This window comes from Nonomuraea jiangxiensis, from assembly GCF_900099965.1.
GTDB lineage: Bacteria > Actinomycetota > Actinomycetes > Streptosporangiales > Streptosporangiaceae > Nonomuraea > Nonomuraea jiangxiensis.
In genome coordinates this window covers 147,616-172,600 of the sequence record NZ_FNDJ01000004.1, presented here as the reverse complement: position 1 = coordinate 172,600, position 24,985 = coordinate 147,616, and the positions used below count along the sequence as shown (strand labels likewise).

Sequence of the window (24,985 nt, the reverse complement as noted above, 5' to 3'; positions counted from 1 at the left end):
ACTCCCTAACGTTTCCCTCGGCCTCTGGTCGTAGCCCCCAGGCCCAGCCAGCTTAGGGCCCGGGCGACGGGTCCGGGGCCACGAGCCGCCAAGGCCTCCCGCGCGCCCGGCTCGCGTTTGGCGAACGACAACAGCATGCCGAGCGCGGCGAGGGTGGGCAGCAGTGAAGATCCACCGTACGAGACCAGCGGCAGCGGGATGCCGGTGATCGGCAGGACGCCCAGCACGGCACCCATGTTGACGGTCGCCTGCCCGACGATCCAGGCCACCATGGCGGCGGCGGCGAGCCTGATGAAGGCGTCGTTGACGCGCACGGCCACCCGCAGCCCCGCGTACCCCAGCAGCCCGAACAGCGCCACCACCATGAGCGTGCCCATCAGCCCGAGCTCCTCGCCGAGGATGGCGAAGATGAAGTCGCTCTCGCCGTGCGGCAGCCAGCTCCACTTCTGGCGGCTGCTGCCCAGCCCGAGCCCGAACCAACCGCCGGACCCCATCGCGATCTGCCCCTGCACGGCCTGGTAGCCGGCGCCCTGCGCGTCGGCCCACGGATCGAGGAAGGCCCCGATGCGCGCCATCCGGTACGGCTCCACCTTGATCATGATGGCCGCGGCCAGCACCGCCAGCGCCAGGATGCCGCCGAACAGCTTCACCGGCGCCCCGACCACCCACAGCAGGGCCAGGAAGATCATGAAGAGCACCAGCGTCGTGCCCAGGTCGCGGCCCAGCATGACCAGGACGGCCAGGATCGCGGTGCCGGGCATGAGCGGGATGAGCATCTGCCGCCACTCGATCCTGCCCTGCCGCGCCCGCCGGGACAGCAGGTCGGCCCCCCACAGCATGAGCCCGAGCTTGGCCGGCTCGGACGGCTGGATGGTCAGCGGGCCGATGTAGATCCACCGCTGGGCGCCCAGCTCGGAGGAGCCGATGAACAGCACCATGACCAGCGCCAGGATGGACAGCGCCATCAGGGGGTAACCGGCCCAGCGGAAGAACTTGACCGGCAGCCGCGAGCACGCGTACATCACCGGCACGCCCACCGCGGCCGACACCGACTGCCGCAGGAACCACGAGAACGGGCTGCCGGTCTTCTGCAGCGCCTCGATGCTGGAGGCCGACAGCACCATCATGAGCCCGAGCGCCAGCAGCAGCGCGCTGCACATGATGATCAGGTAGTAGGTGGTCAGCGGCTTGTCGAGCAGCTCCTTCAGCGCGCCGAGCTGCTCGCGTGCCCAGGTGCCCGGCCCCTCTCTGACCGGTTGCTCAGCGGTCGTGCTCACGTCGCAGCCTCAGCTCGCGTACGGCACGCGCGAAGGCCTCCCCCCGCGCCGGATAGTTGGCGAACATGTCCAGGGAGGCCCCCGACGGGGAGAGCAGCACGGTGTCCCCGGGTGAGGCCAGCCGGGCGGCTTCGGCGACGACTCGTTCCATCGCTCCAGTCTCGCGGTCCGCGATGTCCACGACGGGGACATTCGGCGCGTGTCGCGCGACGGCTTCCGCGATCCTGCCGCGGTCGACGCCGAGCAGCACCACCCCGCGCAGCCGCGGCGCCGCCTCCCGCACCAGCTCGTCGACGTCCGCCCCCTTGAGCTGCCCGCCCGCCACCCACACGATCGACCGGTACGAGGCCAGCGCCGCGGCGGCGGCATGCGGGTTGGTCGCCTTGGAGTCGTCGATGTAGTCGACCTCGCCGATCCGGTCCACGTGGCTCAGCCGGTGCGGGTCGGGCACGAAGTCCCGCAGCCCCCTGCGCACGGCCTCGGACGGCACGCCGAGCGAGCGGGCCAGGGCGGCGGCGGCCAGCGCGTTGGCCACGTTGTGCGGGGCGAACGGGCGCACGTCCGCGAGCGTGGCCAGCTCCTCGGCCGCCTCCACCGGGTCGTCCACGAACGCCCGGTCCACCAGCAGGTCCTCGACCACGCCGAGCTGCCCGCTCCTCGGCACCCGCAGGGTGAACCCGACGGCCCCGGGGTAGGGCGCGGCCAGCCGGGCGGCCTCGGGGTCGTCGGCATTGTAGATCACGGTCCCTGCGCGCTCGTAGATGCGGGCCTTGGCGGCGGCGTACTCCTCCATGGAGCCGTGCCAGTCGAGGTGGTCGGGGGCCAGGTTCAGCACGGCCGCGGCGTGCGGGGCCAGCGTGCTGGACCAGTGCAGCTGGAAGCTCGACAGCTCGACGGCCAGCGCGTCGTACGGCTCGGCGACGGCGCGTACGACGGGCAGGCCCACGTTGCCCACGGCGACGGCCTTGCGCCCGGCGGCGAGCAGGATCGCGGTGAGCATGCGCACGGCGGTGGTCTTGCCGTTGGTGCCGGTCAGCGCGAGCCAGGGGGCCGCCTGCGCGGGCCGCAGCCGCCAGGCCAGCTCCACCTCGCCGATGACCTCCACCCCGGCCGCCAGCGCGGCGGCGATCATCGGATGGTGCGGCGCCCAGCCGGTGGTGACGAGCCGGGTGATGCCCGCCGGCGGCTCCGTCGCCCCGAACAGGGTCTCCACGCCGAGCCCGGCGAGCTCCCCGGCGGCGGCGAGCTGCCGCTCGCCCTCCACGGCCTCCACGACCACGACCCGCTCGCCGCGCTCGGCCAGCGCCCTGGCCACGGCGGTCCCGGACACGCCCAGCCCGGCCACGCACGTGAGACTGGTCACCGGGGCATCCACTCGACGTAGAACAGCCCCAGCCCGAGCGCCGAGCAGAGCATCGCGATCAGCCAGAACCGGACCACGATCGTGGTCTCCGCCCAGCCCTTCAGCTCGAAGTGGTGCTGCAGCGGCGCCATCCGGAACACCCGTTTACCGGTCATCTTGAAGGACCCGACCTGGATGATCACCGACAGCGTGATGATCACGCACAGCCCGGCCAGGATGATCAGCAGCAGCTGGGTACGGGTGGCGATGGCCAGCCCGGCCAGCACGCCGCCCAGGGCCAGCGAGCCGGTGTCGCCCATGAAGATCCGGGCGGGCGGGGCGTTCCACCACAGGAACCCGATCAGCGCCCCGAGCACGGCGGCGGCCACCACCGCCAGGTCGAGCGGATCTCGCACCCAGTAGCAGTTGGGGCCGAGCTGGTCGATGCAGTTGTTGCGGAGCTGCCAGTTGCCGATCAGCACGTACGCGGCCAGCACCACGCCGGTCGCGCCGCTGGCCAGGCCGTCGAGGCCGTCGGTGAGGTTCACCGCGTTGGAGAACCCGACGATCATGAACAGCACCCAGATGGTGAACCCGACGATGCCGATCGACGGGCCGATGTCCCGCAGGAACGACACCCGGGTCTCGGCGGGGGTGATGCCGTAGACGTTCGGCGAGCGGGTCACCAGGAAGGCGAACACCGCGCCGACGATGAGCTGGCCGAGTGCCTTGGCGCCGCTGCGCAGGCCCAGGCTGCGCTGCTTGTAGATCTTGATGAAGTCGTCGAGGAAGCCGACCGCGCCGAGCCCGGTCATCAGGAACAGCACCAGCATGCCCGACACCGTCGGGGGGTCGAGGAGTGCCAGGTGGGAGGCCCCGTAGGCGAGCAGCGAGGCCAGCACGAACACGATGCCGCCCATGGTGGGGGTGCCCCGCTTGCCATGGTGGCCGGACGGGCCCTCCTCACGGATCTCCTGGCCGTAACCGCGCCGCGAGAGCAGCCGGATCGCCAGTGGGGTGCCCAGCATCGAGAGGATCAGGCCCACCGCACCGGCGATGATGATGTTGGTCACTGGGGGGCACCTCCGAGCACCAGCTCGGCCGTCCGCTCAAGCCCCATGGCCCGCGGCCCCTTCACGAGCACGGCGTCGCCGGGCCGCAGCCATTGAGCGAGCTCGGCCGCCGCGGCCTCGGCGTCGGGCACGTGCACGATCCGCATTCCCTGCGGAGGATACGCGGTCAGCACCCCGTGCGGGCCGACCACCGGTCCGCTCTGCGCGGGCACGCCCACGGGAGCAGCCTGCCCGGGTGCCTGCCACGCCTGGGGCGGGCCGCCGACGTCCGGCCCCTGCCATCCGGCCGGCCCGGCCGGGTGCTGGCCGGAGGCGTACGGTCCGGCGCCATACGGCGCCTGAGGGCCGGGACCCTGGGGACCGGCACCCTGGGGACCGGCGGCATGGGGACCCACACCCTGGGGACCCGCGCCCTGGGGACCGGGCGCGTGGATGCCCGGAGCGTGAGGACCGGGCACCGGGGCGCCGGGAGCGTGAGGACCGGGCGCCGGGGCGCCGGGAGCGTGAGGACCGCTCGCCTGGGGGCCTGAAGCCTGGGGGCCTGGATTGTGCGGGCCGGGCGCCTGGAAGGCCGGGGCCTGAGGGCCGGGCGCCGACGGGCCGTGAACGGGCGGGGCGCCGGCCGTGACGCCCTCGGCGGCGCCGTGAGCGGTCGGCTGGACCGACGATTGGGCCGACGACTGGGCGGCCGTGCGGGCGCCCTCCAGCACCGGCGACGCGTCCGGCCCCGCCACGATCAGCCCGGCCAGCCCCGCGCCGCCCGCCAGCCGTCCCAGCTCGGCGTTGAGCTCGGGCCCGTCCTCCCCCAGCTCCCGCAGCGCCGCGATGACGGCGAAGCGCCGCCGGCCCTTGCCGACGACCGCGAACGCCTCGAAGGCCGCCCGCATCGAGTCCGGATTGGCGTTGTAGGCGTCGTTGACGACCGTCACCCCGTCGGCCCGGTCCTGCACCTCCATCCGCCACCGGCTGCGCGGCGTCGCCTCCGACAGCTCCGCGGCGATGGTGGCCACCGGCAGCCCGAGCTCGTATCCGGCCGCGGCGGCGGCGAGCGCGTTCTCGACCGCGTGCTCCCCGTACAGCTTGAGCGACACGTGCGCGTCTCCCGAGGGGGTGCGCAGCGTGAAGGAGGCGCGCCCGCGCGCGTCCACCACGACGTCCACGGCCCGGATCGCCGCGGACTCCGCCCGCCCGAAGTAGGTGACCCGCGCGTCGGTGCGCGCGGCCATCGCCCGCACCAGGGGATCGTCGGCGTTGAGCACCGCCACGCCGGTCCGCGGCAGCGCCTCCACCAGCTCGCCCTTGGCCTTGGCGATCGCCTCCTTGCCGCCGAACACGCCCAGGTGCGCGGTGCCGACGTTGAGCACCACGCCGATCTGCGGCGGCGCGATGCGGGCGAGGTCCTTGATGTGGCCGGCGCTGCGGGCGGCCAGCTCCAGCACCATGAACCGGGTGTCGGCGTCGGCCCGCAGCACGGTCAGCGGGTGGCCGAGCTCGTTGTTGAAGCTGCCGACGGGCGCGATGGTCGGCCCCACCCGCGCGGTGATCCTGGCCAGCAGGTCCTTGGTGGTGGTCTTGCCGGCCGACCCTGTCACGCCGATCACGGTGACCCGGGGCAGCGCGCCGATCTGCGCGGAGGCCAGCGCGGCCAGCGCGGCGGCGGCGTCGGGGACGATCACCGCCGGCCCCTCGACCGGCCGGGTGGCCAGCACGGCGACGGCTCCTGCCCGGATGGCCTGGGCGGCGTAGTCGTGACCGTCGACCCGCGCGCCCCGGAAGGCGACGAACAGGGATCCCGGCTCCACAAGCCGCGAGTCGATCACGACGGGCCCGCGTACCACCGCGCGGGGATCGGCCATGCCCGACAGGGCGCCCGAGGTTATCTCGGCGATCCTGGCCAGAGGCAACGGGATCATTAGTGCTTCCTGCTTTCCTTGCGTGCGTCGATCGCTTCGGCGACCACTTCGCGGTCGTCGAAGGGGATCACCTCGCCTGAAACGTACTGGCCCTGCTCGTGACCCTTGCCGGCCACGACGATCATGTCGCCGTGCCCGGCCCTGGCGACTGCCAGGCCGATGGCGGCCGCTCGATCGGGCTCAATGATCACATGAGCGCGGTCATGCTGCGGAACGCGAAGCGCTCCTTCCATCATCGCCGCGAGGATGGCCAGCGGATCCTCCGAACGAGGATTGTCGCTCGTGAAAATGGCCACATCTGCCAGCCTCGCAGCGCATTCGCCCATGATGGGCCTCTTGCCGCTGTCGCGGTCGCCGCCGCAGCCGAGCACGATCGTCAGGGTGCCCGCGGTGACGGCCCGCAGCGAGCGCAGCACCGACTCGACCGCGCCGGGCTTGTGGGAGTAGTCCACGACCGCCTGGAACTCGTCGTCGGCGCCCGTGATGCGCTGCATGCGCCCGGGGACCCCGGTGAGGGAGCCCACGCCGTGCACGGCGGTCTGCAGCGGCACCCCGGACTCCACGAGGGTGACGACGGCGCCGAGCGCGTTGGCGACGTTGAACGGGCCCGGCAGCGAGATCTGCACGTCCGCCTCGACCCCGCCGGGGCCGACGACCCGGAACGCGCTCCCGTCGGCGCCCAGCCTGACGTCCAGCGCCCGCCACTGCGCCTCGGGGTCGCCGAGCGCGGAGAACGTGGTCATCGGCACCTTGGCCAGGCCCAGCAGCTCGCGGCCGTAGCGGTCGTCGATGTTGGTCACGCCGACGCGGCTAAGCTCCGGCTGGAACAGCCGCGCCTTGGTCGCGAAGTAGTCCTCGAAGTCCTTGTGGAAGTCGAGGTGGTCTTGGGAGAGGTTGGTGAACAGGGCGACGTCGTAGAAGACGCCGTCGACCCTGCCAAGGGCGAGCGCGTGGCTGGAGACCTCCATGACGGCCGCGCTCACGCCCACCTCGCGCATGAGGGCGAACAGGCCGTGCAACTCCGGGGCCTCCGGCGTGGTGAGCCTGGGCTCGAAGCGCAGGTCGCCCGCGTGGATCTCGACGCCGCCCACCAGGCCCGCCGAGTGCCCGGCGGCACGCAGGCCGGCCTCGATCATGAACGTGGAGGTGGACTTGCCGCTGGTGCCGGTGACGCCGAGGATCTGGATGTCGTGGGCGGGCTGCCCGTACACCCAGGAGGCGATCTGCCCGAGCAGGGCGCGCGGGTCGGGCACGATCAGCACCGGCAGTCCGGTCGCGACGGCCTCGTCGCGGCCTTCCCGGTCGGTGAGGACTGCCACGGCACCGCTCGCCATCGCCTCAGCGGAGTAGGCGGCGCCGTGGGCCCGGCTGCCGGGCAGGGCGACGTAGAGATCTCCCCGCTGGACGTCGCGGGAGTTGATGGCGACGCCGCTGATGGCGGCGTGGGGCGACCGAGAGGTGCCGGAATCGGCGTCGAGCATGGTCGCGAGCCCGGTCAGCGGACGGGGCGGACTGCTCGTGGGGCGCATAGACGACGGGGGACGCACGGCGAGAGCGTACCTTCCCTGGTCACTGTCCCGCGCGCATCCGCACCGGCGGCGCGACGGAGCCTGTGGGAGGAATCTTCTTGCTCTTGATGGCGAACGTCATCACATCCTTGAACACGGGGGCCGCGAGCTGCCCGCCGAAGTGGCCGTTCCGCGGGTTCTGCAGGACCGACAGCACCACCAGCCGGGGCTTGTCGGCGGGCGCGAACCCCACGAAGGACGCAGTGTAGCCCTCGTAGCGGCCCAGTTTGGCATCGTAGCGGTTGGCCGTGCCGGTCTTGCCCGCCACCCGGTAACCGTCGATGGCGGCGGCCTGGCCGGTGCCCTCGGCTCCCACCGCGCTTTCCAGCATGGTCGTGATCTCCTTGGCCGTCGTCGTGCTCACCACCCTGGTCTGCTTACCGGCGGGAGCGGGAACGAACCTGCCCGAGCCGTCCGTGGTGCCCGCGATGATCTGCGGCTCGATCTTGACACCGCCGTTGGCGATGGTCTGGTAGACGCTGGCCATCTGCAGCGCGGTCACCGACACGCCCTGCCCGTAGGAGACGGTGCAGCTCTGGCTGCCCGACCAGTTCTTGTAGTTGGGCAGCAGGCCCGCCTCGGCGCCCGGCACGCCGCCGCCCGGCTTGGAGCCGAACCCGAACGCCTTCAGCATCTCGTACAGCCGCTCGCTGCCGATCTTGCGCGCCGCCATGATCGTGCCGACGTTGCTGGACTGGGCCATGGCCTGGCGGAACGTCATGGTCTCCGCCTTGTGCGCGTGGGCGTCCCGCAGCACCCGGTCGGCGCACCTGATGTTGTCGGGCACCTGGAACACCGTGTCGGGGGTCACCTCCCGCGCCTCCAGGGCGGCGGCCGCGGTGATGACCTTGTTCGTGCTGCCGGGCTCGAAGACGTCGGCCGCCGCCTTGTTGACGTAGGCGGTCGCGGGGGCCTTGCGCCAGTTGTTCAGGTCGAGTTCGGGGCCGTTGGCCATGGCGATGATCTGGGCGGTCTGCACGTCCATGACGATCACCGTGCCGCTGTCGGCGCCCGACTTCCGTACCTGCTCGGTGACCGACTTCTGGGCGGCCCACTGGATGTCGCGGTCGATGGTCAGCCGGATGTCCTGGCCGTTGACCGGGGCGGTGCGCTGGCTGCTGGTCATGGGGATGCGCTGGCCGTCGCGGCCCGTCTCGACGCGTTGCTCGCCGTCGTGGCCGGCCAGCAGTTTGTTCTTGGCCTGTTCGATGCCGCCCAGGCCGTCGCCGTCGTCGCCGACGAACCCGATGAGGGTGCCCGCCAGGTCGCCCGCCGGGTAGAGCCTGCGGTAGGTCTTCTTGGCCGACAGCGCGGGCACGCGGGCCTGGAGCAGGCGGGTGGCCACGACGGGATCGACGTCCCTGGCCAGGAGCTGGTAGCGGGTGTCCGTCCTGGCCAGTTTCGCGGCGATCTCCTGCTCGCTCTTGCCGAGCTGGGCGGCCAGGATCGCGGCCGCCTTGGCGCGTACGGGGGGCGGCACCTTGGTCGGGTCGACCGACACCTCGCGGGCCTCGACGGTCACGGCCAGCTCGTGGCCCTTGGCGTCGGTGATCGAGCCGCGCTTGGCGGGGATCTCCTCGGTGTGCTGGCGCTGGTCGGCGGCCGCGGCCTCGTAGACCTTGGAGTCGAGGCCCTGCATCTGGATCAGCCGCCCGGCGAAGATCGACAGGATGAACGTCATGCCGATCAGGCCGATGTTGATCCGCCGGCGCGGGCTGCCCAGCCGCAGCACCAGCGGCGGGCGTGGCGGCGCGGGCGGGCGGCGCGGCCCCCTCGGCGGCGGCCCGTCACCGCCCCGTCCCTTGGGCGGCCCGTCCCCGCCGCGGCTCCTGCTCGTCGGCCCGGCGCCGGCCCGGGCCCCGGCCGACGGCCCCTCACCGTCGCGGCCCCGGGGGGGCGGTGCGTCTCCGCGGCGTGCCCCCACCCGCTCACCGCCGCCTGCCGTGCCCGGCCGGGAACCGCCGGCCTGCGGACGCCGCAACGGTCCGTCCTGCCGGCCGTCCCGGCGCCGCGGGTCGTCGGCCCGGGACCGTTCCTCGTCACGGTGTGGCCGCCCGCCGCGCGCCGTCGGGCCGGGCCCCTCGGCCCGGCCGCCCTGGCCGCGCGATCGCTCGTCGCGTCCCCTGGCTCCGTCGTCACGCCCCTGGGCGGCGGAGCGCCCCCGGGGACGGTCACCGTCGTCGCGGGGACGCCTGCGGCCGCCGTCGCCGCCGTCCCCGGGCATACGGGAACGGAACCCCTCATCCCTGGACGACCGCCCACGAGACCCGTCGTCCCCGGACGACCGCCTGCGAGATCCCTCGTCTCCGGACGACCGCCCACGCGAGCCCTCGTCGCGGGAGCGGTCGGGGTCGTCCTGGCGGGGGCGGCCGCGACCGGCGGGGTCCTGCGGCGGGCGGCCGCGGAAGGCCTCGTCACGGCCGAACGGCAGATCGAGGGGGTCGTCGTCGGGGCGCTTGCGCGGCGGGTCGTCCGGCGAGGCCGGGCGGCCCGCCCCCTCTGAACGGGCAGAGCCCCCTTGGCGCCCTGCCCGTCCCGGGCCGCCGGGACCTCCCGGCGTACGACGAGCGGCGCCTGGCCCTCCTTGAGAGCCGGCGCCGCCAGCGCCGCGGCCGGGTCCCTGCCCCCTGCCGCCTGAGTCCCTCACCGTTCCGTGTCCACCCGGCTGGCCTGGTCTCCTGCGCTGCTCCAGCCGTTGACCTTGTCCCAGTCGGGATGCTGGCCCTGCTTCTCCGCCAGCTCGGCGAGGATGCCGGGCTGCGTGTTGCGCTGGTATTGCTGCTCGATCTGCTCGTTCTCCTGGCGGGCCACCGCGATCTCCTCGCGCAGGCTCGCGTCGGTGATGGCGTCCTGGGCCAGCATGGTGTTGAGCAGCAGCAGGCTCACCAGGCCGCCGCAGAGCAGGCCCACGACGAGCAGCACGAACGGCGCCCGCTGCCGTCGCGCCGGCAGCCGCCGCGGCACCGGGCGCGAGGCCCCGGCCTCGGCGCGGGACCGATCACCGGCGTTGGCGACCCGCTTGCCGTCGGTACGCGGCCGCTCGGCGACGGACCGCCGGCCACCGAGCCCGGCCCGCCCGCGCTCCGCCACCGGCCGCTTGGCGTCTACACCGGCCTGCCCACGCTCCGCGGCGAACTGCCCGCCGTCGGCCTCGGCCCGCCCGCGCTCGCCCGCGGGCCGCTTGCCACCGGCCTCCAGGCGTGCGCGTTCGGCCGCCGACCACTTGCTCTCGGCGTCGGGGCGGGTGTCAGGACGGGGACGCGGCTTGGACTGATGCGACGCCCCGGACCGACGCGTGCCCGTCTTGGGCACGGCACGGCGGACGGGCGCACCCCGGCCGGTCTCCTGCTCAGTCGTCAACACGGATCCTCTCTGCCGCCCGTAGCCGGGCCGAGGCCGCCCGCGGGTTGCGGGCGAGCTCTTCTTCGCTCGGGAGCTCTGCTCCCCTCGTCAGAAGGCGGAACCTGGGCTGGTGAGCCTCCAGTGGAACGGGCAGCCCGGGCGGGCTGGTGTCCCTGGTTCGCGCCGTGAGGGCCTGCTTGGTGAGCCGGTCCTCCAGTGAGTGGTAGGAGAGCACGACGACTCGCCCACCCAGCGCCAGCGCGTCGAGCGCCGCCGGAAGCGCCACCTCAAGGGCGGACAGCTCCGCGTTCACCTCGATGCGCAACGCCTGGAAAGTCCTCTTGGCGGGATTACCGCCGGTGCGCCGCGTCGCGGCGGGAATCGCCTCGCGCACGATCTCCGCGAGTCGCTTAGTCGAGGTTATTGCCTCTTTGGCCCGTTCTTTGATGATCAGGCTCGCGACACGCGGGGCGAATCGTTCCTCGCCGTATTCGCGCAGGATGCGGGTCAGCTCCGCCGCGGAATAGGTGTTGACCACCTTCTCCGCCGTCAGCTCCTGCTCGGTGTCCATCCGCATGTCGAGCGGCGCGTCATAAGAGTAGGCGAAACCCCGCTCCGCCTCGTCGAGCTGGGGTGAGGACACCCCGAGATCGAACAGCACTCCGTCGACCGTGGTGCGCCCCGCGCGGGCGAGCACGTCGGCCAGGTCGGCGGAGGAGGCGTGGACCAGGGTGATCCTGTCCGCATAGGGGCTCAGCCTGCGGGCGGAGAACTCGATCGCGAAGGGGTCGCGGTCGATCCCGATCAGGTGCAGTGAAGGGTGGGCGGCGAGCAGGGCCTCCGAGTGGCCGCCGAGGCCGAGGTTGGCGTCGACGACGACCGGCTCTCCCCCCGCCTGCGACGGGCGGGTCAACGCCGGGCCGAGCAGCTCCAGAACGCGCTCAAGCAGCACCGGAACGTGACCGCCCGGGCCTGTGGTGTCGTCCATCTCCAACCCCCCTCTCGCGTCTGCTCGCGGTTGACGCGTATCGATCGATCACCGGCCATTCCGGTCCCCATCCCGGTGCCGCCCGGCCAGGTCCCCATCCGCACCCTCTTCGTGGACGCCTGCCATCTGACACCGGGGAAGGTGCATCAGCTGGCAGACAGTGGTTGCGGGTGGAGACCTCGCCGAACGACATCACCGACGGATCGACCGTGGTCACTACAAGATCCCTGGCAGCACCTCCTCCGACAGATCGGCGAACGCCTGCTCCTGCGCGCTGAGATAGGTGTCCCAAGCCTGCGCGTCCCAGATCTCCAGTCGGGTGTTGGCCCCGATGACGACGCAGTCACGTTCCAGACCCGCGTATTGACGCAGGCTCTGCGGGATCGTGATGCGTCCTTGCTTGTCCGGTTTCTCGTCGGACGCGCTGGCGAAGAAGACGCGGCTGTAGTCACGCACCGCCTTGGCGGTGACCGGGGCGGTGCTGAGAGCCTCGGTAATGCGCTGGAACTCCTCCACGGGAAAGACGTAGAGGCATCGCTCCTGGCCTTTGGTGATCACAAGACCCTCCGCCAGCTCCTCACGGTACTTAGCCGGCAGGAACAGCCGTCCCTTGTCGTCCAGACGCGGTTGATGGGTGCCGAGGAACATCGGCCCCACCTCCCGTGCCTCGTGAAGCGCTCAGCGCTGGTGCACCGGGCTCTCCACTGCGCACCACCATACTCCACTTCTCCCCACCGTCAACTGATTCGAACCGTCTTCATCATCGGTTTCCGTTGCGTTACCGCAGGTCAGAGCGATGGAGCGGGGTGGAGGGGGGTGACGGCCCGGTCAACCCTCATGGGCGTGTCGAGGGTTCAAAACGCCGTGGAAATAGGGGCTCCGGCGCTTCGCCAACCTCCCGGTGGAGGAAAGTGGTGCGCTCCGCGTGGTCGGTGTGTCACAAGATTCGCACCGCTATGCGACTAGAACCGGAACATCAGCGGGGTTCCCTGAATATCCACAAATGTCGCTCTCGAACCCGCAGCGTCGTAGGGTCGTACAGACAATGGAAAAGGAATGGCATGGCTCCCGCAATGGCATCGTCCGGGACAGCCGTCGCACTTCTCATGGAGGCCTGGTGGCAGTAACCCATGACGTCCCTCCCCAGCTCGATGAGCTGGTCTCCACCGCTCACCGGATCCGGCAGGCCATCGAGTCGGTGATCGAGGGGAAGAGTGACGCCGTCCGCCTCACGCTGACCGTTCTGCTGGCCGAGGGGCATCTGCTGATCGAGGACGTGCCCGGAGTCGGCAAGACGATGCTGGCCAAGGCACTCGCAAGATCCATCGACTGTCCCGTCCGCCGGGTGCAGTTCACCCCCGACCTGCTGCCCAGTGACATCACCGGGGTGAGCGCGTACAACCAGCAGACCCGAGAGTTCGAGTTCAAGCCGGGCCCGGTGTTCGCGAACATCGTGGTGGGCGACGAGATCAACCGTGCCTCTCCCAAGACGCAGTCCGCGCTGCTGGAGTGCATGGAGGAGCAGCAGGTGACCGTGGACGGGGTCACCTACCCGCTCGACACGCCCTTCATGGTGATCGCCACCCAGAACCCGATCGAGATGGAGGGCACCTACCCCCTGCCCGAGGCGCAGCGCGACCGCTTCACCGCCCGGGTCGCGATGGGCTATCCCGAGCCGACGGCCGAGCTGGAGATGCTCGACGTGCACGGCGGCACCTCGCCGCTGGACAAGCTGGAGCCGGTGGCCACCACGGCCGAGGTACAGGCGCTGATCGCCGCCGTACGCGGCGTCTACGTCTCGCAGCCGGTCAAGAAGTACGCCATCGATCTGGTGGTCGCCACCCGCCACTCCCCCGACCTGCGGCTGGGCGCCTCCCCCCGGTCCACGCTGCAACTGGTACGGGCGGCCAGGGCGCACGCCGCGCTGGCGGGCCGCGACTACGTCATCCCCGACGACCTGCAGGACCTGGCCGTCCCCGTCCTCGCGCACCGGCTGCTGCCCAGCGTCGAGGCCCAGGGGCAGCGCCGCCTGCCCGAGCAGGTGGTGACCGAACTGCTCAGGCGCGTGCCGGTGCCGGAGACGCGGGGCCGCTGATGGATCCGCGGCGCGGCGAGAGTGAAACACAGTGAGAGCCGGAATGCGGGCGCTGACCTCCAGAGGCAGGTCGTTCCTGGCCTCCGGGATCGCGGCGCTGGTGATGGCCGTCATCCTGGGAGAGAACGACCTGTTCAGGATCGGGGTGCTGGTGACGGCGCTGCCGCTGCTGGCCGCGATGGTGGTGGCGCGCACCCGCTACCGGCTGAGCTGCGCCAGGCGCCTCGACCCGCCCAGGGCCGAGGTGGGCGGCGAGGCCACCGTGACCCTGCGGCTGGAGAACATCACCAGGCTGCCGACCGGCCTGCTGCTCATCGAGGACACGGTCCCGTACGCGCTGGGCGTGCGGCCCAGGTTCGTCCTGGACCGGATCGAGTCGCGGGGCGTGCGGGAGATCGACTACCGGGTGCGCTCGGACCTGCGCGGCCGTTACACGATCGGCCCGCTGTCGATCCGCATCGCCGACCCGTTCGGGCTGGTCGAGCTGACCCGCTCGTTCACGATCAGCGACACGCTGGTGGTGACGCCGCACGTGGCGGCGCTGCCCCACGTACGGCTGTCGGGCGAGTGGACGGGCGGCGGCGACAGCCGTACGAGGAGTGTGGCGGCGGCCGGCGACGACGACGTGGCACCACGTGAATACCGGCAGGGCGACGACCTGCGGCGGGTGCACTGGCGTTCGACGGCCCGCCGCGGCGAGCTGATGGTGCGCCGCGAGGAGCAGCAGTGGCAGAGCCGCGGCGCGCTCCTGCTGGACACCCGCAGGCACGCCCACCGCGGCGAGGGCCCGCGCTCCTCCTTCGAGGTGGCGGTCTCCGCCGCGGCCTCGATCGGCGTGCACCTCGCCCACGAGGGTCTCGGCCTGCGGCTGGTGACCGACCAGGGCGCCGAGCACCTGACGGACACGGGCCTGAGCTGGTCGCTGCTCGACACCCTGGCCATGGTCCGGCACAGCCCCGCCCGCTCGCTGGAGATGGGCGTCTCGGCCCTGCGCCAGGGCGGCGGCGACGGGCTGATCGTGGCCGTGCTCGGCTCGCTCGATCCGGAGGAGGCACGCGAACTGGCCAGGCTCAGGCACAGCGGCATCACCGGAGTGGCGGTCCTGCTCGACGTGAGCACCTGGGAGGACGGCGACCGGCAGGCCGCCGAGGACCACGAGGCCGTGCAGACCGTCCTGGCCGGGTACGGCTGGCGCATCGTCCGGCTGCCCGCGGGCACCTCGATCGCCTCCGTCTGGCAGGACGCCGCCAACCGCGGCCGGTACGTGCTCAATCCGACGGGAGGAGCGGCATGAGGTTGACCTTCGCCTCGGGGGCGGCCGCGTTCGCCGCGGCGTTCATGCTCTCCCCCCTCTTCGATGGCGGCACCTGGTTCTGGACGTCGCTCGGCGCGGTGCTCGCCGTGGTGGCCGCGGGCCTGCTGTCCAGCCGCCTGGCGTTACCCGCGTGGGCGGCGCCGCTGCTCTCCGTGGCCGCGGCGTGGATCTACCTGACCGCGGCCTTCGCCTCCGACAAGGCGTGGGCGCTGCTGGTGCCGACGAAGGAGTCGGTGGCGGAGCTGGCCCGGCTGCTCGGCGTCGGCTGGGACGACATCCAGCGCTTCGCCGCTCCGGTGCCGACGACCGAGGGCATCACGCTGCTGACCGCCGGCGGCGTGGCGCTCATCGCCATCGCCGTGGACGTGCTGGCCGCGCGGCTGCGGCGGGCGGCGCTGGCCGGGCTGCCACTGCTGGCGCTGGCCACGGTGCCGGCCACGATCCTGTCCGACCCGATCAGCTGGCCCGCGTTCATCGTCGCCGCGCTCGGGTTCGTCGGCCTGCTGATCGCCGACGGGCGCGAGCGGGTGGGCCGCTGGGGCCGGGCGGTGCTGGTGCGGCGCACCACCCGCGCGGCCACTCCCCAGTCCGGCTCGCGCACTCCCGCCGACACGAGCGGGCTGCGGCTGTCGGGCAAGCGCATCGGGTTCGCCGCGATCGTGCTGGCCGTGCTGGTGCCGGCCCTGCTGCCGACGATGGAGCCGGTGTCGTTCTTCACGTTCGGCGTGGGCGGCAGCGGCTCGGGCCGGGGCAACTCGATCAGCATCCCCAACCCGATCGCGAACCTGAAGGGCCAGCTCGAACTGCCCGAGCCGCGGGAGGTCCTCACCTACACCAACAACGACGACCAGGCGCGGTATCTGCGGATCTACGCGCTCGACGCGTTCGACGGCAACCAGTTCGGCATGACGGAGCCGAAGGGGTCGCCGGCGAACCGGACGGAGAACGGCCCGCTGCCGCCGCCGATCGGGCTGGGCCGGGACCCGAAGATCAACAACGTGGTCACGAACGTCCACATCAGCGACCAGATCGCGCGCCTGTCGTTCCTGCCGCTGCCCTACCCGGCCCGGCAGATCCAGGTGGACGGCGACTGGCGGGCGGACGTCGACACGCTGATGGTCTTCTCCACCCGCGACGAGGCCGCGGGCCTGGAGTACGAGGTGCAGACGAGCGAGCCGGCGCCGGACGCGGACCTGCTGGACAAACTCGACACCCTCCAGCCTGCCGTGGACCCCCGCTATCTGGACCTGCCGCGGAACCTGCCCGAGGACATCCGGGACCTGGCCTTCAGGGAGACCAACGACGGCACGACCAAATACCAGAAGGCGGTGCTGCTGCAGAAGTTCTTCACGGGTGGCTCCTTCACCTACGACCTGCGCACGCAGGGGCACAGCAACTCCGCGCTGAGAGACTTCCTGCTGTATGACCGGGTGGGCTACTGCGAGCAGTTCGCCGCGTCGATGGCGGTGCTGGCCAGGCTGGTGGGCATTCCGTCGCGGGTGGCGATCGGCTACACCGGCGGCACGAAGGTCGGCGACCACTGGACGGTCGGCACGAACGACTCCCACTCCTGGCCCGAGCTGTACTTCGAGGGCGTGGGCTGGCTGCCGTTCGAGCCCACGCCGTCGGGGACGATGGGGCAGGGCAGCGCGCGGGTGCCTCCGTACTCGCTGCCCAGGCCGGAGCCCACGGGCACGTCGGCGACGCCGACGCCGGGGGCGAGCAGTTCCGCCGCCGACGAGTCGGCCGACCCGGGGGCCCGGCAGAACCCCCGCGCGCTGGACCGCGAGGGCCTGATCCCGACCGGCACGGTGCCGGTGGACGAGTCGATGCCGCTGATCGGCAAGATCGGCATCGGTGCGGGAGCTCTCGTGCTGCTGCTGCTGATCCCGGCCGGCGTGCGGCTGATCACCAGGAACCGGCGCGTACGCGCGCTCGGCTGGAAGGTGACGGAACCCGCCGACGAGCTGACGGCGAGAATGGTGTCGGACAGGGTCAACTCGTCGGTCGCGGCCGCCTGGGCGGAACTGGACGACGCACTGTACGACTACGGCATGGCCCGCCAGCCCAGCGAGACCCCGCGGGCACTGGCGCGACGGCTGACCCAGCAGTACGAGTTCGACTCCGACTCGGCGGCGGCCATCGCGGCCATCGCCTCGGCGGTGGAGCGGGCGCTGTTCGCCAGGAATCCCGGGCCTGTGGGACCCATGAGCAAGGACCTGCGCAAGGTGCGGCAGGCTCTGGCGGCCACGGTCTCGCGGGGCAGGCGGCTGCGCGCGGTGTTGCTGCCGCCCTCGACGCTGCGGCGGCTGCGGGGCCTCGGGGAGCGCCTGCTCGACGGGTTCGATCTGCTGGAGAACATCCGGCTGCGGCGGACGGCGGCCCAGAAGGGCACCTGAGGGAGAACGATCGAGCGTGCGGCCGATCCCCCGTCAGGGGAACGGCCGCACGCTCAGTCATCTGTCGGGTCTTCGGGCCCTGGGCCGGCCCGAAGACGGCTCAGCGCTCGTCGTGGCGACGGCGCCAGCGCTCTTCCATCCGCTCCATGAAGCTGCCCCGGTTGCGGCGGGCCTGCTTGCCCTGCGGGGAGGGAGCACCGGGGGCCGGTGGGGAGTCACCGAACCCATTCATACGTTTCCAGCTGGACAGGCCCCACAGACACGCGGCGAGCATGACCACGAAACCGCCGACGCCGAGGGGGATCAGGGCAGCGCCACTCAACACCACGCCGACCATCATGATGACGACGCCGAGAGCAAAGCCGATGGTGGCCTTGATCAGGCGACGCTTGTAATGGCTGCGCGGGTCACTGATCCTTACGGTGTTGGCCCACTTCGGGTCCTCGGCGTAGAGGGCCTGCTCGATCTGGTCGAGCAAGCGCTGCTCGTGCTCAGAGAGCGGCACGGCGCCTCCCAAGGACGGCCCCAGGACGGGGAAGACGGCAACGGACGACACGGGGTGTCCGAACCTCGCGGTCGGTTATCCCCAGAATACGAGGCTGTAGACGTAGGCGAAAGCAAACGTCCAACGCAGACCAAACCGGAGGTGACGTCATGGCTCCATTGTGGCCCATCTCGCCCCCCTTCCCCCAAAATCGTGACACTGATGCACCACAAAATCCGGACATCTACGTCATGTATCTATGCCATCAAGCTTGCCACGTACAAGCGAAGCTGGGAGCACCGCATCCGGCCCAAACCGTAGGATCGCTTTGTCCATCGCTTGCTCGGCCTCACGCCAGCCGGTTTCCCGCTCCCCCAGACCGAGCTGCCGGGTGGCCTCCTGCGCGGGCCGCAGGTTTTCCATCCGCACGCCGACCAGGCGCAACCGCACCCGCTCCAGCCCGGCCGCCTGGAACAACTCGCACGCGGTGGCGTAGATCACCTGAGCAACGTCGGTAGGCTCACGCAGGGTCCGGGAACGATTGATCGTGGTGAAATCGGCTCGGCGTAGCTTCACACTTACAGTCCTTCCCACGTGTCCGGCCTTACGCATCCGGGCCGCCACCCGCTCCGACAACCGCAGCAGCTCTCTCCTGATCACCTCGGGGTCGTCCACGTCGGCCGCGAAGGTCTCCTCGTTGCCGATGCTCTTGTCCGGCACGTGGGCGCTCACGGCCCGGTCGTCACGCCCCCAGGCCAGCTCCGCCAGGTGGCCGCCGACGGCCTGACCGAGCTCGCGCTGCAGGGTGGCGGGCGGCACCCTGGCCAGGTCGCCGACGGTGCGGATGCCGAGGCGCACCAGGGCCTGCTCGGTGCGCTCGCCCACGCCCCACAGCGCCGACACGGGCAGCGGATGCAGGAAGTCCACGACCTGGCCGGCGGGCACCACCAGCAACCCGTCGGGCTTGCACTGCTTCGAGGCGAGCTTCGCGACGAACTTGCTGCCGGCCACGCCGACCGAGCAGGTGATGCCGTAGCGGTCGAGGACCTGCTCCCTGATCATCGCGGCGATGGCGGCCGGCGGGCCGAGCCGCCGCCGGGCGCCGCCGACGTCGAGGAACGCCTCGTCGGAGGCGATGGGCTCGACCAGCGGGGTGATCGTGTGGAAGATCTCCATGACGCCCCGGGAGACCTCGGCGTATTTGCCATGGCTGGGCGGGATGATCGTGGCCTGCGGGCAGAGGCGGCGCGCCCTGCTCATCGGCATCGCCGAGTGCACGCCGTGGGCCCTGGCCTCGTAGGTGGCGCTGAGCACGACGCCGCGCCCGGCCGGTGAGCCCACGATCACCGGGCGGCCGTGCAGCTCCGGGCGGTCGAGCAGCTCGACGCTGGCGTAGAAGGCGTCCATGTCGACGTGCAGAATCGGGCAGCCGCTGTCATCGACCCCGGTCCGCGGAGCGGGGCCGATGCCGGTGATCTGCTTGCGAGACACGCCGCCTATTCTATCCGAACACTCGTTCTACATCGAGGGTCGCCATCGGGCGCCTCAGGTCCGGTGTCCGAGAGCGTGCAGTTGCGTGGCGATGTCCCGGAGCACGGGGTGGGTGGCGGCGGCCTGCTCCAGGGCCACCAGGGCCTCGGCGGAGCCGGGCTCCCCGTCGACGAGCCGGCTCGGCACCAGGTCGGCGAAGACCCGCACGCCGTGGATGGCGCCGACGGCGAACCCGGTCGCGGTCAGCAGCTCGGTGAGCGTGTCGGCGGCGAAGCGCCGCGGGGTGGGGTCGCGATCGCCCCAGCTCCCCCGCGGGTCGTCCAGTACGGCCCGCGCCTCGTCGAACTGGCCCGCGAGCGCCCGGTGGATGGCGCTGGCGACCGGGTTGGCGGCCAGCACGCTCACCGCGCCGCCCCGGCGCAGCACGCCCGCGACGGCGGTCAGCGCGCTGATCGGGTCTTCGACGTATTCCAGCACGCTGTGGCAGAGCACCAGGTCGGCGCTGTCGCGGCTGAGCAGCTCGCCGAGGTCGGCGGCGTCGCCCTGCAGGGACCGCACGCCCACGCCGCGCTCCTTGGCGCGGCGCTCCAGCGCGGCCAGCGAGTCGGGGCTGGGGTCGACGACGGTGACGGTGTGGCCGAGCGCGGCCAGCGGGACGGCGAACCCGCCGGTCCCGCCGCCGGCGTCGACGATGTCGAGCGCCTCGCGGCGGGTGGCCGCCGTCCGCTCGGCCAGCACGGACCGCAACGCGTCCCAGACGACGGCGGTGCGCACCGCCGGGGTCCTCGTGACGCCTTCACCACGCAACGTGGGCTCCTCTTTCTGCCGATCGGGCCGAGTCCGCCGCGCCTCGCACCCTCCGCCGCCTGCACGGCTCCCGGTGCCCGGCCGGCTCCCTCGCCCTGGCGAGCTGCTTCTCCGCGGACGGGCCCAGCCTACGCCGTGCGCACGATCGCTCGCTCGCCCCCGACCACACTGCCACCACCCGCACGGGATCGGTGGCACCCGCCCGCCTGGGCGGCCCGCGCCCGCTTCAGCCGATGGGGTCGTGGGCGGCGTCGAAGGCGGCGGCCGGCCGCCGGGGGGCGCGCAGCCGCCACGCCTCGGTCAGCAGCTCGCCCAGCTCCTCGGCGTCCACCGCGCCGAACCGCACCAGCACGATGGCATGGCCGTCATAGTGCGGCGTGGTGCAGAATTTGGCGGGCTCGGCCGCGATGAGCGCCGCCTTCTCCTCCTCGGTGCCCACCGGCAGCGCCAGGAGGTCGCCCTCGTCCCTGATCCGGGCGAACCACTTGCCCCGCACATAGAAGGCGGGGGTGCCGTACATGGTCTTCTCCATGGTCTCCGGCAGCGCGAGCGCGATTCGGCGGACGTCGTCCTCGGTCACCATGAGGACACGGTAGCCGGAGACGGAAAAGGGCGCGTCGCGGCTGGTGACGCGCCACTTCTCCTGCGGCTTCGGACCCCGGCCACACGGTCAGGCTTTGCCCTGCAAGGGCGGTGCGAGACCTGACCGCGCGACGCTGTGCTCCCTCGCCTCCGCGAGCCGTGTAAGGCCGGCGTGGTTGGAACGTACCCCTAAAGCGCGACTTTGACTGCGCATAACGGGGTGTCTAAAGGGTGAGGCTTGGCTTGAGTTGCTTGAACCGGGCCAGCAGCCCGTTGACGAACTGAGGGGACTCGTCGGTCGAGAGCTCCCCCGCCAGGTGCACCCACTCGCTGATGACCACGCCCTCGGGCACGCCGGGCATCCACAGCAACTCGTACGTGCCACCGCGCAGCAGGTTACGGTCGACGGCGGGCATGCGGTCGAGCGTCCACCCCTCGGAGTAGGTGGTGATCAGCTCGTCGATGCGCGCGCGCTGCTTGCCGACGCCCTCGACGATGGCCGAGGTGTACTCGTTCACCGGGGGGTCCTGCCGCTCCACGCGCTCGGCGAGGACCGTGAGCGGATCCTCGCCGCGCAGCTCCGCTTCGAAGAGGATGTCGAGTGCCCGTCTGCGTGCCTTGCCGCGTGCCGACACCTCAGGCCCGGCCGAGGTATTCGCCGGTCCGGGTGTCGACCTTGACCTTCTCGCCGGTGGTGATGAACAGCGGAACCTTGATCTCGGCGCCGGTCTCCAGCGTGGCGGGCTTGGTGCCGCCGGTGGAGCGGTCTCCCTGAAGGCCGGGCTCGGTGCTGGCGATCGTCAGCTCGGCGGCGGCGGGCAGGTCCACGTAGAGCGCGGAGCCCTCGTTGAACGCCACCGTGGCCAGGGTGTTCTCCAGCATGTAGTTGGCGGCGGTGCCGACGGTGAGGCTGGGCACGTTGACCATGTCGTAGGTCTCGGTGTCCATGAACACGAAGTCGTCGCCATCCTTGTACGAGAACTGCATCTCGCGCTTGTCGACGTTGGCCACGTCGACCTTGACGCCGGCGTTGAAGGTCTTGTCGACGACCTTTCCGGAGAGCACGTTCTTGAGCTTGGTGCGCACGAACGCGCCGCCCTTGCCCGGCTTGACATGCTGGAACTCCACAACGGCCCAGAGCTCACCGCCATCGAGCTTCAGCACCATGCCGTTCTTGAGGTCGTTGGTCGTCGCCACTCGTTCTTCTCCCGCGTGCGGCCGCTCTAAAGGACGAGCAGCTCCTTGATCGTCTGGTGAAAGTTCCGGCCCGCCCACACGTGCCTCGAGGGTGCCCTCGATGCGAACCCCGCCCCGACCCGGGAGGTAGACCCCGGGCTCGACGGTGATCGGAACTCGATCCTTTAGTCTACCGGTCCGCGCGGGGCCCAGGAACGGCTCCTCGGGGATCTCCAGGCCGGCGCCGGGACCGGGACCGTTCCCGAGGGCCCGCGGTCTCGATGGCGGCGGCGCCCGGCCATCAGTTCTGCGGCAGGCGCCACTTGCGTACGAAGTCCGGCAGCGGCCCGCTCGACGCCAGCTCGCCCTCCCGCTGGGCCTTGCCGAGGTCCTTGTACATGGCCCTGATCTCGTCGAGCGCCGGCCCGACGCGCCCCTCCTCGAACCGCCTGCCGGCCTTTCTGAGCTTGTCCCGCGCCTTGGCCGCGGCCCGCGGGCTGATCCCGTTCAGGGCCTGCTGGCTCATCAGCGACTCGTCGAACGCCTCCACCCACCTGCCCCACCCGCCGGGCGGGACCGCGCTGCCGAGGGAGTCACTGGCCGGCTCGGTGCCGCGCAGGACGTCGCCCGGCCCGAGGGTGCTCACGGGCCCTGGGGGCTGCTCGGTGGGGGTCGGCCGGCTGGAGGGCTCCGTGGGGGTCGGGCTGGGCGTCAGGGTCTCGGGCAGGGTCGCCGGGGCGAAGGTCGGGGTCGGGGTGGCCACCGGCTCCTGACGGGCCCCGGCCCATACGACCATGCCCACGCTCACCGCCACGATGATCGCCACGGCGGCGCCGAGCTGCAGGAACAGCTTGCGGTTCGGGGAGGGCTCGGGCGGCAGGTCGCCGGCCTGGTAGATGGCGGTGTCACCGGCGCGCGTCCCGGCGAGGCCGTACGCGCCGGTGCCGCCCGGATGACCGGGCTCGCGGGGGCCGCCCAGGTGACCGGCCTCGCGCGGGCCGCCCAGGTGACCGGCTTCGCGCGGGGCGCCTGGGTGACCGGGCTCGCGCTGGTGCGTGCCGGTGACGGGCGGGGCCGCCTCGCGGAGGGAGACGCCGGTGACGGGCGCGGCGGCCGGGTTGGGGCGCGGTCTGGCGATGGCGGCCAGCGCCCGCCGGATGGACTCCCCGCTGCCCGGCCGCTGGGCGGGCGCCGCGGCGAGCATGGCCAGCACCAGCCGGTCGAGCTCGGCGGGCACCTCGGCCCTGATCGCACTGGGCGGCAAGGGCTCGATGGGCTTCTCAGCTCTGATCGCACCGGGCGGCAAGGGCTCGGTGGGCTTCTCAGTCCTGATCGCACCCGGCGGTACGGGCTCGCCCGCCGGGTTCGGCGGCTGCTCGCCGGGCGTGTCCCCGAACGGCGGGCGCCCGGTGAGCAGTTCGTAGCAGACGCATCCGAGCGCGTACAGGTCGCCGGAGGGCTGAGCGGGCTGCCCGGCGGCCCGCTCGGGCGCGAGGTAGCCGCTCGGCCCCGGCTCGCGGTCGTCCATCCCGAACCCGACGACCTTGAGCACGCCGCTCCCGGCACGCCGGAAGCTGTCGGGATTGACCTGCCCGTGCACGACCCCGGCGCGGTGGGCGGCGTCGAGCCCGGCCGCCGCCTGCCCGATCAGGTCGCACACGTCCACGATGCGCAGGGGTCCGCCGGCGGCCAGTTCCTCACCGAGACTGAGCCCGGTGAGGAACTCCATCACCAGGAACGGCGCCCCGTCCCGGTCCCCGACGTCCAGCACCATGGCCACGTTGGGGTGGATCACCTTGGCCACGGCCTGGGCGTGCTGCCGCAGCACCTCCCGGGTCGCCGCCCCGGCCACGCGCGCCCCGAGCACCTTGACCGCGACCACCCAGTCGGCCCGCGTGTCGTAGCCCCGCCACACCTCGCCCATCGGCCCGCTGTCGATGCGCTCGTCGAGCCGGTACCGGTCAGCGACCAAGGACGGCGTCGCGTCGGACATATCCCCGCCAAATCTCGAATATCAGGATGTCCGACCCACCCTAGGCCCCCGCGGCCTCCGACGCCCCACCTATCGGCAGTCCCGGGCCCGGACCGGCTATGCGGCGATCTCCTTGATCTTCTCGATCAGCCGTACCCGCTCCTCGTGCGTCCTGCCGAGCGGCGTCACGTTGAGCGTGGTCACCCCCGATTCCCTCATCGCCTGCACCCGCTCGCGCACGAACCCCTCGCTGCCGACCAGCGACATCTTCTCCAGCAGGTCGGCCGGGACCAGCGCCGCCGCCTCGTCCTTCTGGCCCTGGAGGTAGAGGTCCTGAATCCGCTCGGCCTCCTTCTCGTAGCCGTAGCGCCTGGCCAGGTCGTTGTAGAAGTTCCGACCCTTGGCGCCCATGCCGCCGATGTACAGGGCCGCCATCGGCCGACCGAACTCCAGCAGCCCGGCCACGTCGTCGCCGATCGCCAGCGACGCCTGCGCGATCACGTCCAGCCCGCCCAGCTCGGGGTCGCGCGCGGCCTTGCCCGCGGCCAGGGACGGGCCCCAGACCTCGGCGGCCTTCTCCGGCACGTAGAAGATCGGCTCCCAGCCCTCGGCCACCTCGGCGGCCAGCTCCACGTTCTTCGGGCCGATGGCGGCGATCACCACGGGGATGCGCGGGCGTACCGGGTGGTTGATGAGCTTGAGCGGCTTGCCCAGGCCCGTGCCCTGGCCGGGCGGGAGCGGCAGGGTGTAGTGGCGGCCGTCGTACTGCAGGCGCTCGCGCCGCCACACCTGGCGGCAGATCTCGACGACCTCCCTGGTACGCCCCAGCGGCGCGGTGTACGGCACCCCGTGGAACCCCTCGATCACCTGCGGCCCCGAGGCCCCGAGCCCCAGCGTGAAGCGCCCGCCGGAGACGTAGTCCAGCCCCGCCGCCGTCATGGCCAGCAACGCCGGCGTGCGGGTGTAGATCGGCAGGATGCCCGAGGCGATCTCCAGCCGCTCGGTCCTGGCCGCGATGTAGCCGAGCTGGCTGACGGCGTCGAACGAGTAGGCCTCGGCCACGAAGACGATGTCCAGTCCCGCCCGCTCGTAGTCGGCCAGCTCCGCCACGGTCTCCTTGAACCCGCCCGAGTAGTTGAGTGCCATACCGATGCGCATGCG

19 protein-coding genes and 2 pseudogenes are annotated in these 24,985 nt (G+C 72.0%); 3 read left to right on the top strand and 18 right to left on the bottom strand.

Features of this window, described 5'->3' with window-relative positions; all coding sequences use genetic code 11:
- Nucleotides 1-5: 5 nt before the first annotated feature.
- The 9 genes and pseudogenes from ftsW to mraZ all read right to left on the bottom strand — a co-directional run bounded on the left by ftsW (nucleotide 6) and on the right by mraZ (nucleotide 12,151).
- Nucleotides 6-1,277, bottom strand: a complete 1,272-nt coding sequence (gene ftsW / locus BLS95_RS10220; protein ID WP_090930673.1) for a putative lipid II flippase FtsW — start codon at nucleotides 1,275-1,277, stop codon at nucleotides 6-8.
- A complete protein-coding gene (gene murD / locus BLS95_RS10215) occupies nucleotides 1,261-2,640 on the bottom strand; it encodes a UDP-N-acetylmuramoyl-L-alanine--D-glutamate ligase (RefSeq protein ID WP_245764964.1) in 1,380 nt (459 codons plus the stop codon). Before murD ends, ftsW begins: the two co-directional genes overlap by 17 nt.
- Nucleotides 2,637-3,692 carry a phospho-N-acetylmuramoyl-pentapeptide-transferase gene (mraY, locus tag BLS95_RS10210; protein WP_090930671.1) on the bottom strand — a complete coding sequence of 352 codons (1,056 nt, stop codon included), beginning with the start codon at nucleotides 3,690-3,692 and terminating at the stop codon, nucleotides 2,637-2,639. The genes murD and mraY overlap by 4 nt, the downstream gene beginning before the upstream one ends.
- Before the next feature lie 698 nt (nucleotides 3,693-4,390).
- Nucleotides 4,391-5,605: pseudogene (locus tag BLS95_RS10205) on the bottom strand (UDP-N-acetylmuramoyl-tripeptide--D-alanyl-D-alanine ligase); the annotation flags it as partial.
- Entirely contained in the window at nucleotides 5,605-7,134 is a 1,530-nt protein-coding gene (locus BLS95_RS10200) for a UDP-N-acetylmuramoyl-L-alanyl-D-glutamate--2,6-diaminopimelate ligase (RefSeq protein WP_090930670.1), read from the bottom strand. The pseudogene BLS95_RS10205 and the gene BLS95_RS10200, both read right to left, overlap by 1 nt.
- Before the next feature lie 40 nt (nucleotides 7,135-7,174).
- Nucleotides 7,175-8,905, bottom strand: coding sequence for a peptidoglycan D,D-transpeptidase FtsI family protein (locus BLS95_RS10195; RefSeq protein WP_483869875.1), 1,731 nt, complete (start codon nucleotides 8,903-8,905; stop codon nucleotides 7,175-7,177).
- Nucleotides 8,906-9,816: 911 nt separating this feature from the next.
- Complete coding sequence (locus BLS95_RS10190; RefSeq protein WP_143043650.1) at nucleotides 9,817-10,533, bottom strand: hypothetical protein; 717 nt, start codon at nucleotides 10,531-10,533, stop codon at nucleotides 9,817-9,819.
- Nucleotides 10,523-11,503, bottom strand: coding sequence for a 16S rRNA (cytosine(1402)-N(4))-methyltransferase RsmH (gene rsmH, locus BLS95_RS10185; RefSeq protein ID WP_090931005.1), 981 nt, complete (start codon nucleotides 11,501-11,503; stop codon nucleotides 10,523-10,525). Before rsmH ends, BLS95_RS10190 begins: the two co-directional genes overlap by 11 nt.
- A 216-nt stretch (nucleotides 11,504-11,719) precedes the next feature.
- Nucleotides 11,720-12,151 carry a division/cell wall cluster transcriptional repressor MraZ gene (gene mraZ, locus BLS95_RS10180; RefSeq protein WP_090930667.1) on the bottom strand — a complete coding sequence of 144 codons (432 nt, stop codon included), beginning with the start codon at nucleotides 12,149-12,151 and terminating at the stop codon, nucleotides 11,720-11,722.
- 397 nt (nucleotides 12,152-12,548) lie between these two features.
- Here mraZ and BLS95_RS10175 point away from each other — a divergent pair, with 397 nt between their 5' ends.
- From BLS95_RS10175 to BLS95_RS10165, 3 genes are read left to right on the top strand one after another with little or no spacing between them, the layout of a single operon-like run.
- Nucleotides 12,549-13,598, top strand: coding sequence for an AAA family ATPase (locus BLS95_RS10175; protein ID WP_425434712.1), 1,050 nt, complete (start codon nucleotides 12,549-12,551; stop codon nucleotides 13,596-13,598).
- Between the two features lie 43 nt (nucleotides 13,599-13,641).
- Nucleotides 13,642-14,892, top strand: a complete 1,251-nt coding sequence (locus BLS95_RS10170) for a DUF58 domain-containing protein (RefSeq protein WP_245764963.1) — start codon at nucleotides 13,642-13,644, stop codon at nucleotides 14,890-14,892.
- A complete protein-coding gene (locus BLS95_RS10165) occupies nucleotides 14,889-17,312 on the top strand; it encodes a transglutaminase TgpA family protein (RefSeq protein WP_090930664.1) in 2,424 nt (807 codons plus the stop codon). The genes BLS95_RS10170 and BLS95_RS10165 overlap by 4 nt, the downstream gene beginning before the upstream one ends.
- A 100-nt stretch (nucleotides 17,313-17,412) precedes the next feature.
- On the opposite strand, the gene BLS95_RS10160 is transcribed toward BLS95_RS10165, so the two are convergent.
- The 9 genes and pseudogenes from BLS95_RS10160 to BLS95_RS10125 all read right to left on the bottom strand — a co-directional run bounded on the left by BLS95_RS10160 (nucleotide 17,413) and on the right by BLS95_RS10125 (nucleotide 24,982).
- The gene (locus BLS95_RS10160) at nucleotides 17,413-17,817 is read right to left on the bottom strand and encodes a DUF3040 domain-containing protein (protein ID WP_090931004.1); all 405 of its coding nucleotides are present in this window, start codon (nucleotides 17,815-17,817) and stop codon (nucleotides 17,413-17,415) included.
- A 228-nt stretch (nucleotides 17,818-18,045) separates the two neighbouring features.
- Nucleotides 18,046-19,287, bottom strand: a complete 1,242-nt coding sequence (gene dinB / locus BLS95_RS10155) for a DNA polymerase IV (protein WP_090930663.1) — start codon at nucleotides 19,285-19,287, stop codon at nucleotides 18,046-18,048.
- 54 nt (nucleotides 19,288-19,341) lie between these two features.
- A complete protein-coding gene (locus BLS95_RS10150; protein ID WP_245764962.1) occupies nucleotides 19,342-20,094 on the bottom strand; it encodes a methyltransferase domain-containing protein in 753 nt (250 codons plus the stop codon).
- 226 nt (nucleotides 20,095-20,320) lie between these two features.
- Nucleotides 20,321-20,677, bottom strand: coding sequence for an MmcQ/YjbR family DNA-binding protein (locus BLS95_RS10145; RefSeq protein WP_090930661.1), 357 nt, complete (start codon nucleotides 20,675-20,677; stop codon nucleotides 20,321-20,323).
- A gap of 223 nt (nucleotides 20,678-20,900) precedes the next feature.
- The gene (nusB, locus tag BLS95_RS10140) at nucleotides 20,901-21,311 is read right to left on the bottom strand and encodes a transcription antitermination factor NusB (protein ID WP_090930660.1); all 411 of its coding nucleotides are present in this window, start codon (nucleotides 21,309-21,311) and stop codon (nucleotides 20,901-20,903) included.
- Between the two features lies 1 nt (nucleotide 21,312).
- Nucleotides 21,313-21,873, bottom strand: a complete 561-nt coding sequence (efp, locus tag BLS95_RS10135; RefSeq protein WP_090930659.1) for an elongation factor P — start codon at nucleotides 21,871-21,873, stop codon at nucleotides 21,313-21,315.
- A gap of 147 nt (nucleotides 21,874-22,020) precedes the next feature.
- Nucleotides 22,021-22,065 (bottom strand): annotated as a pseudogene (locus tag BLS95_RS59510) (hypothetical protein); the annotation flags it as partial.
- An 88-nt stretch (nucleotides 22,066-22,153) separates the two neighbouring features.
- Nucleotides 22,154-23,845 carry a serine/threonine-protein kinase gene (locus tag BLS95_RS10130; protein ID WP_090930658.1) on the bottom strand — a complete coding sequence of 564 codons (1,692 nt, stop codon included), beginning with the start codon at nucleotides 23,843-23,845 and terminating at the stop codon, nucleotides 22,154-22,156.
- 96 nt (nucleotides 23,846-23,941) lie between these two features.
- Nucleotides 23,942-24,982: an LLM class F420-dependent oxidoreductase gene (locus BLS95_RS10125; protein WP_090930657.1), complete on the bottom strand. Its 1,041-nt coding sequence runs from the start codon at nucleotides 24,980-24,982 to the stop codon at nucleotides 23,942-23,944.
- Between the last annotated feature and the right edge of the window lie 3 nt (nucleotides 24,983-24,985).

Coding starts and splice junctions, on each gene's coding strand:
- BLS95_RS10170 (WP_245764963.1), top strand. CDS start 13,642: ATGCGGGCGCTGACCTCCAGAGGCAGGTCGTTCCTGGCCTCCGGGATC.
- BLS95_RS10165 (WP_090930664.1), top strand. CDS start 14,889: ATGAGGTTGACCTTCGCCTCGGGGGCGGCCGCGTTCGCCGCGGCGTTC.
- BLS95_RS10145 (WP_090930661.1), bottom strand. CDS start 20,677: ATGGTGACCGAGGACGACGTCCGCCGAATCGCGCTCGCGCTGCCGGAG.
- rsmH (WP_090931005.1), bottom strand. CDS start 11,503: ATGGACGACACCACAGGCCCGGGCGGTCACGTTCCGGTGCTGCTTGAG.
- BLS95_RS10200 (WP_090930670.1), bottom strand. CDS start 7,134: ATGCGCCCCACGAGCAGTCCGCCCCGTCCGCTGACCGGGCTCGCGACC.
- mraZ (WP_090930667.1), bottom strand. CDS start 12,151: ATGTTCCTCGGCACCCATCAACCGCGTCTGGACGACAAGGGACGGCTG.
- BLS95_RS10125 (WP_090930657.1), bottom strand. CDS start 24,982: ATGCGCATCGGTATGGCACTCAACTACTCGGGCGGGTTCAAGGAGACC.
- BLS95_RS10175 (WP_425434712.1), top strand. CDS start 12,549: ATGGAAAAGGAATGGCATGGCTCCCGCAATGGCATCGTCCGGGACAGC.
- BLS95_RS10130 (WP_090930658.1), bottom strand. CDS start 23,845: ATGTCCGACGCGACGCCGTCCTTGGTCGCTGACCGGTACCGGCTCGAC.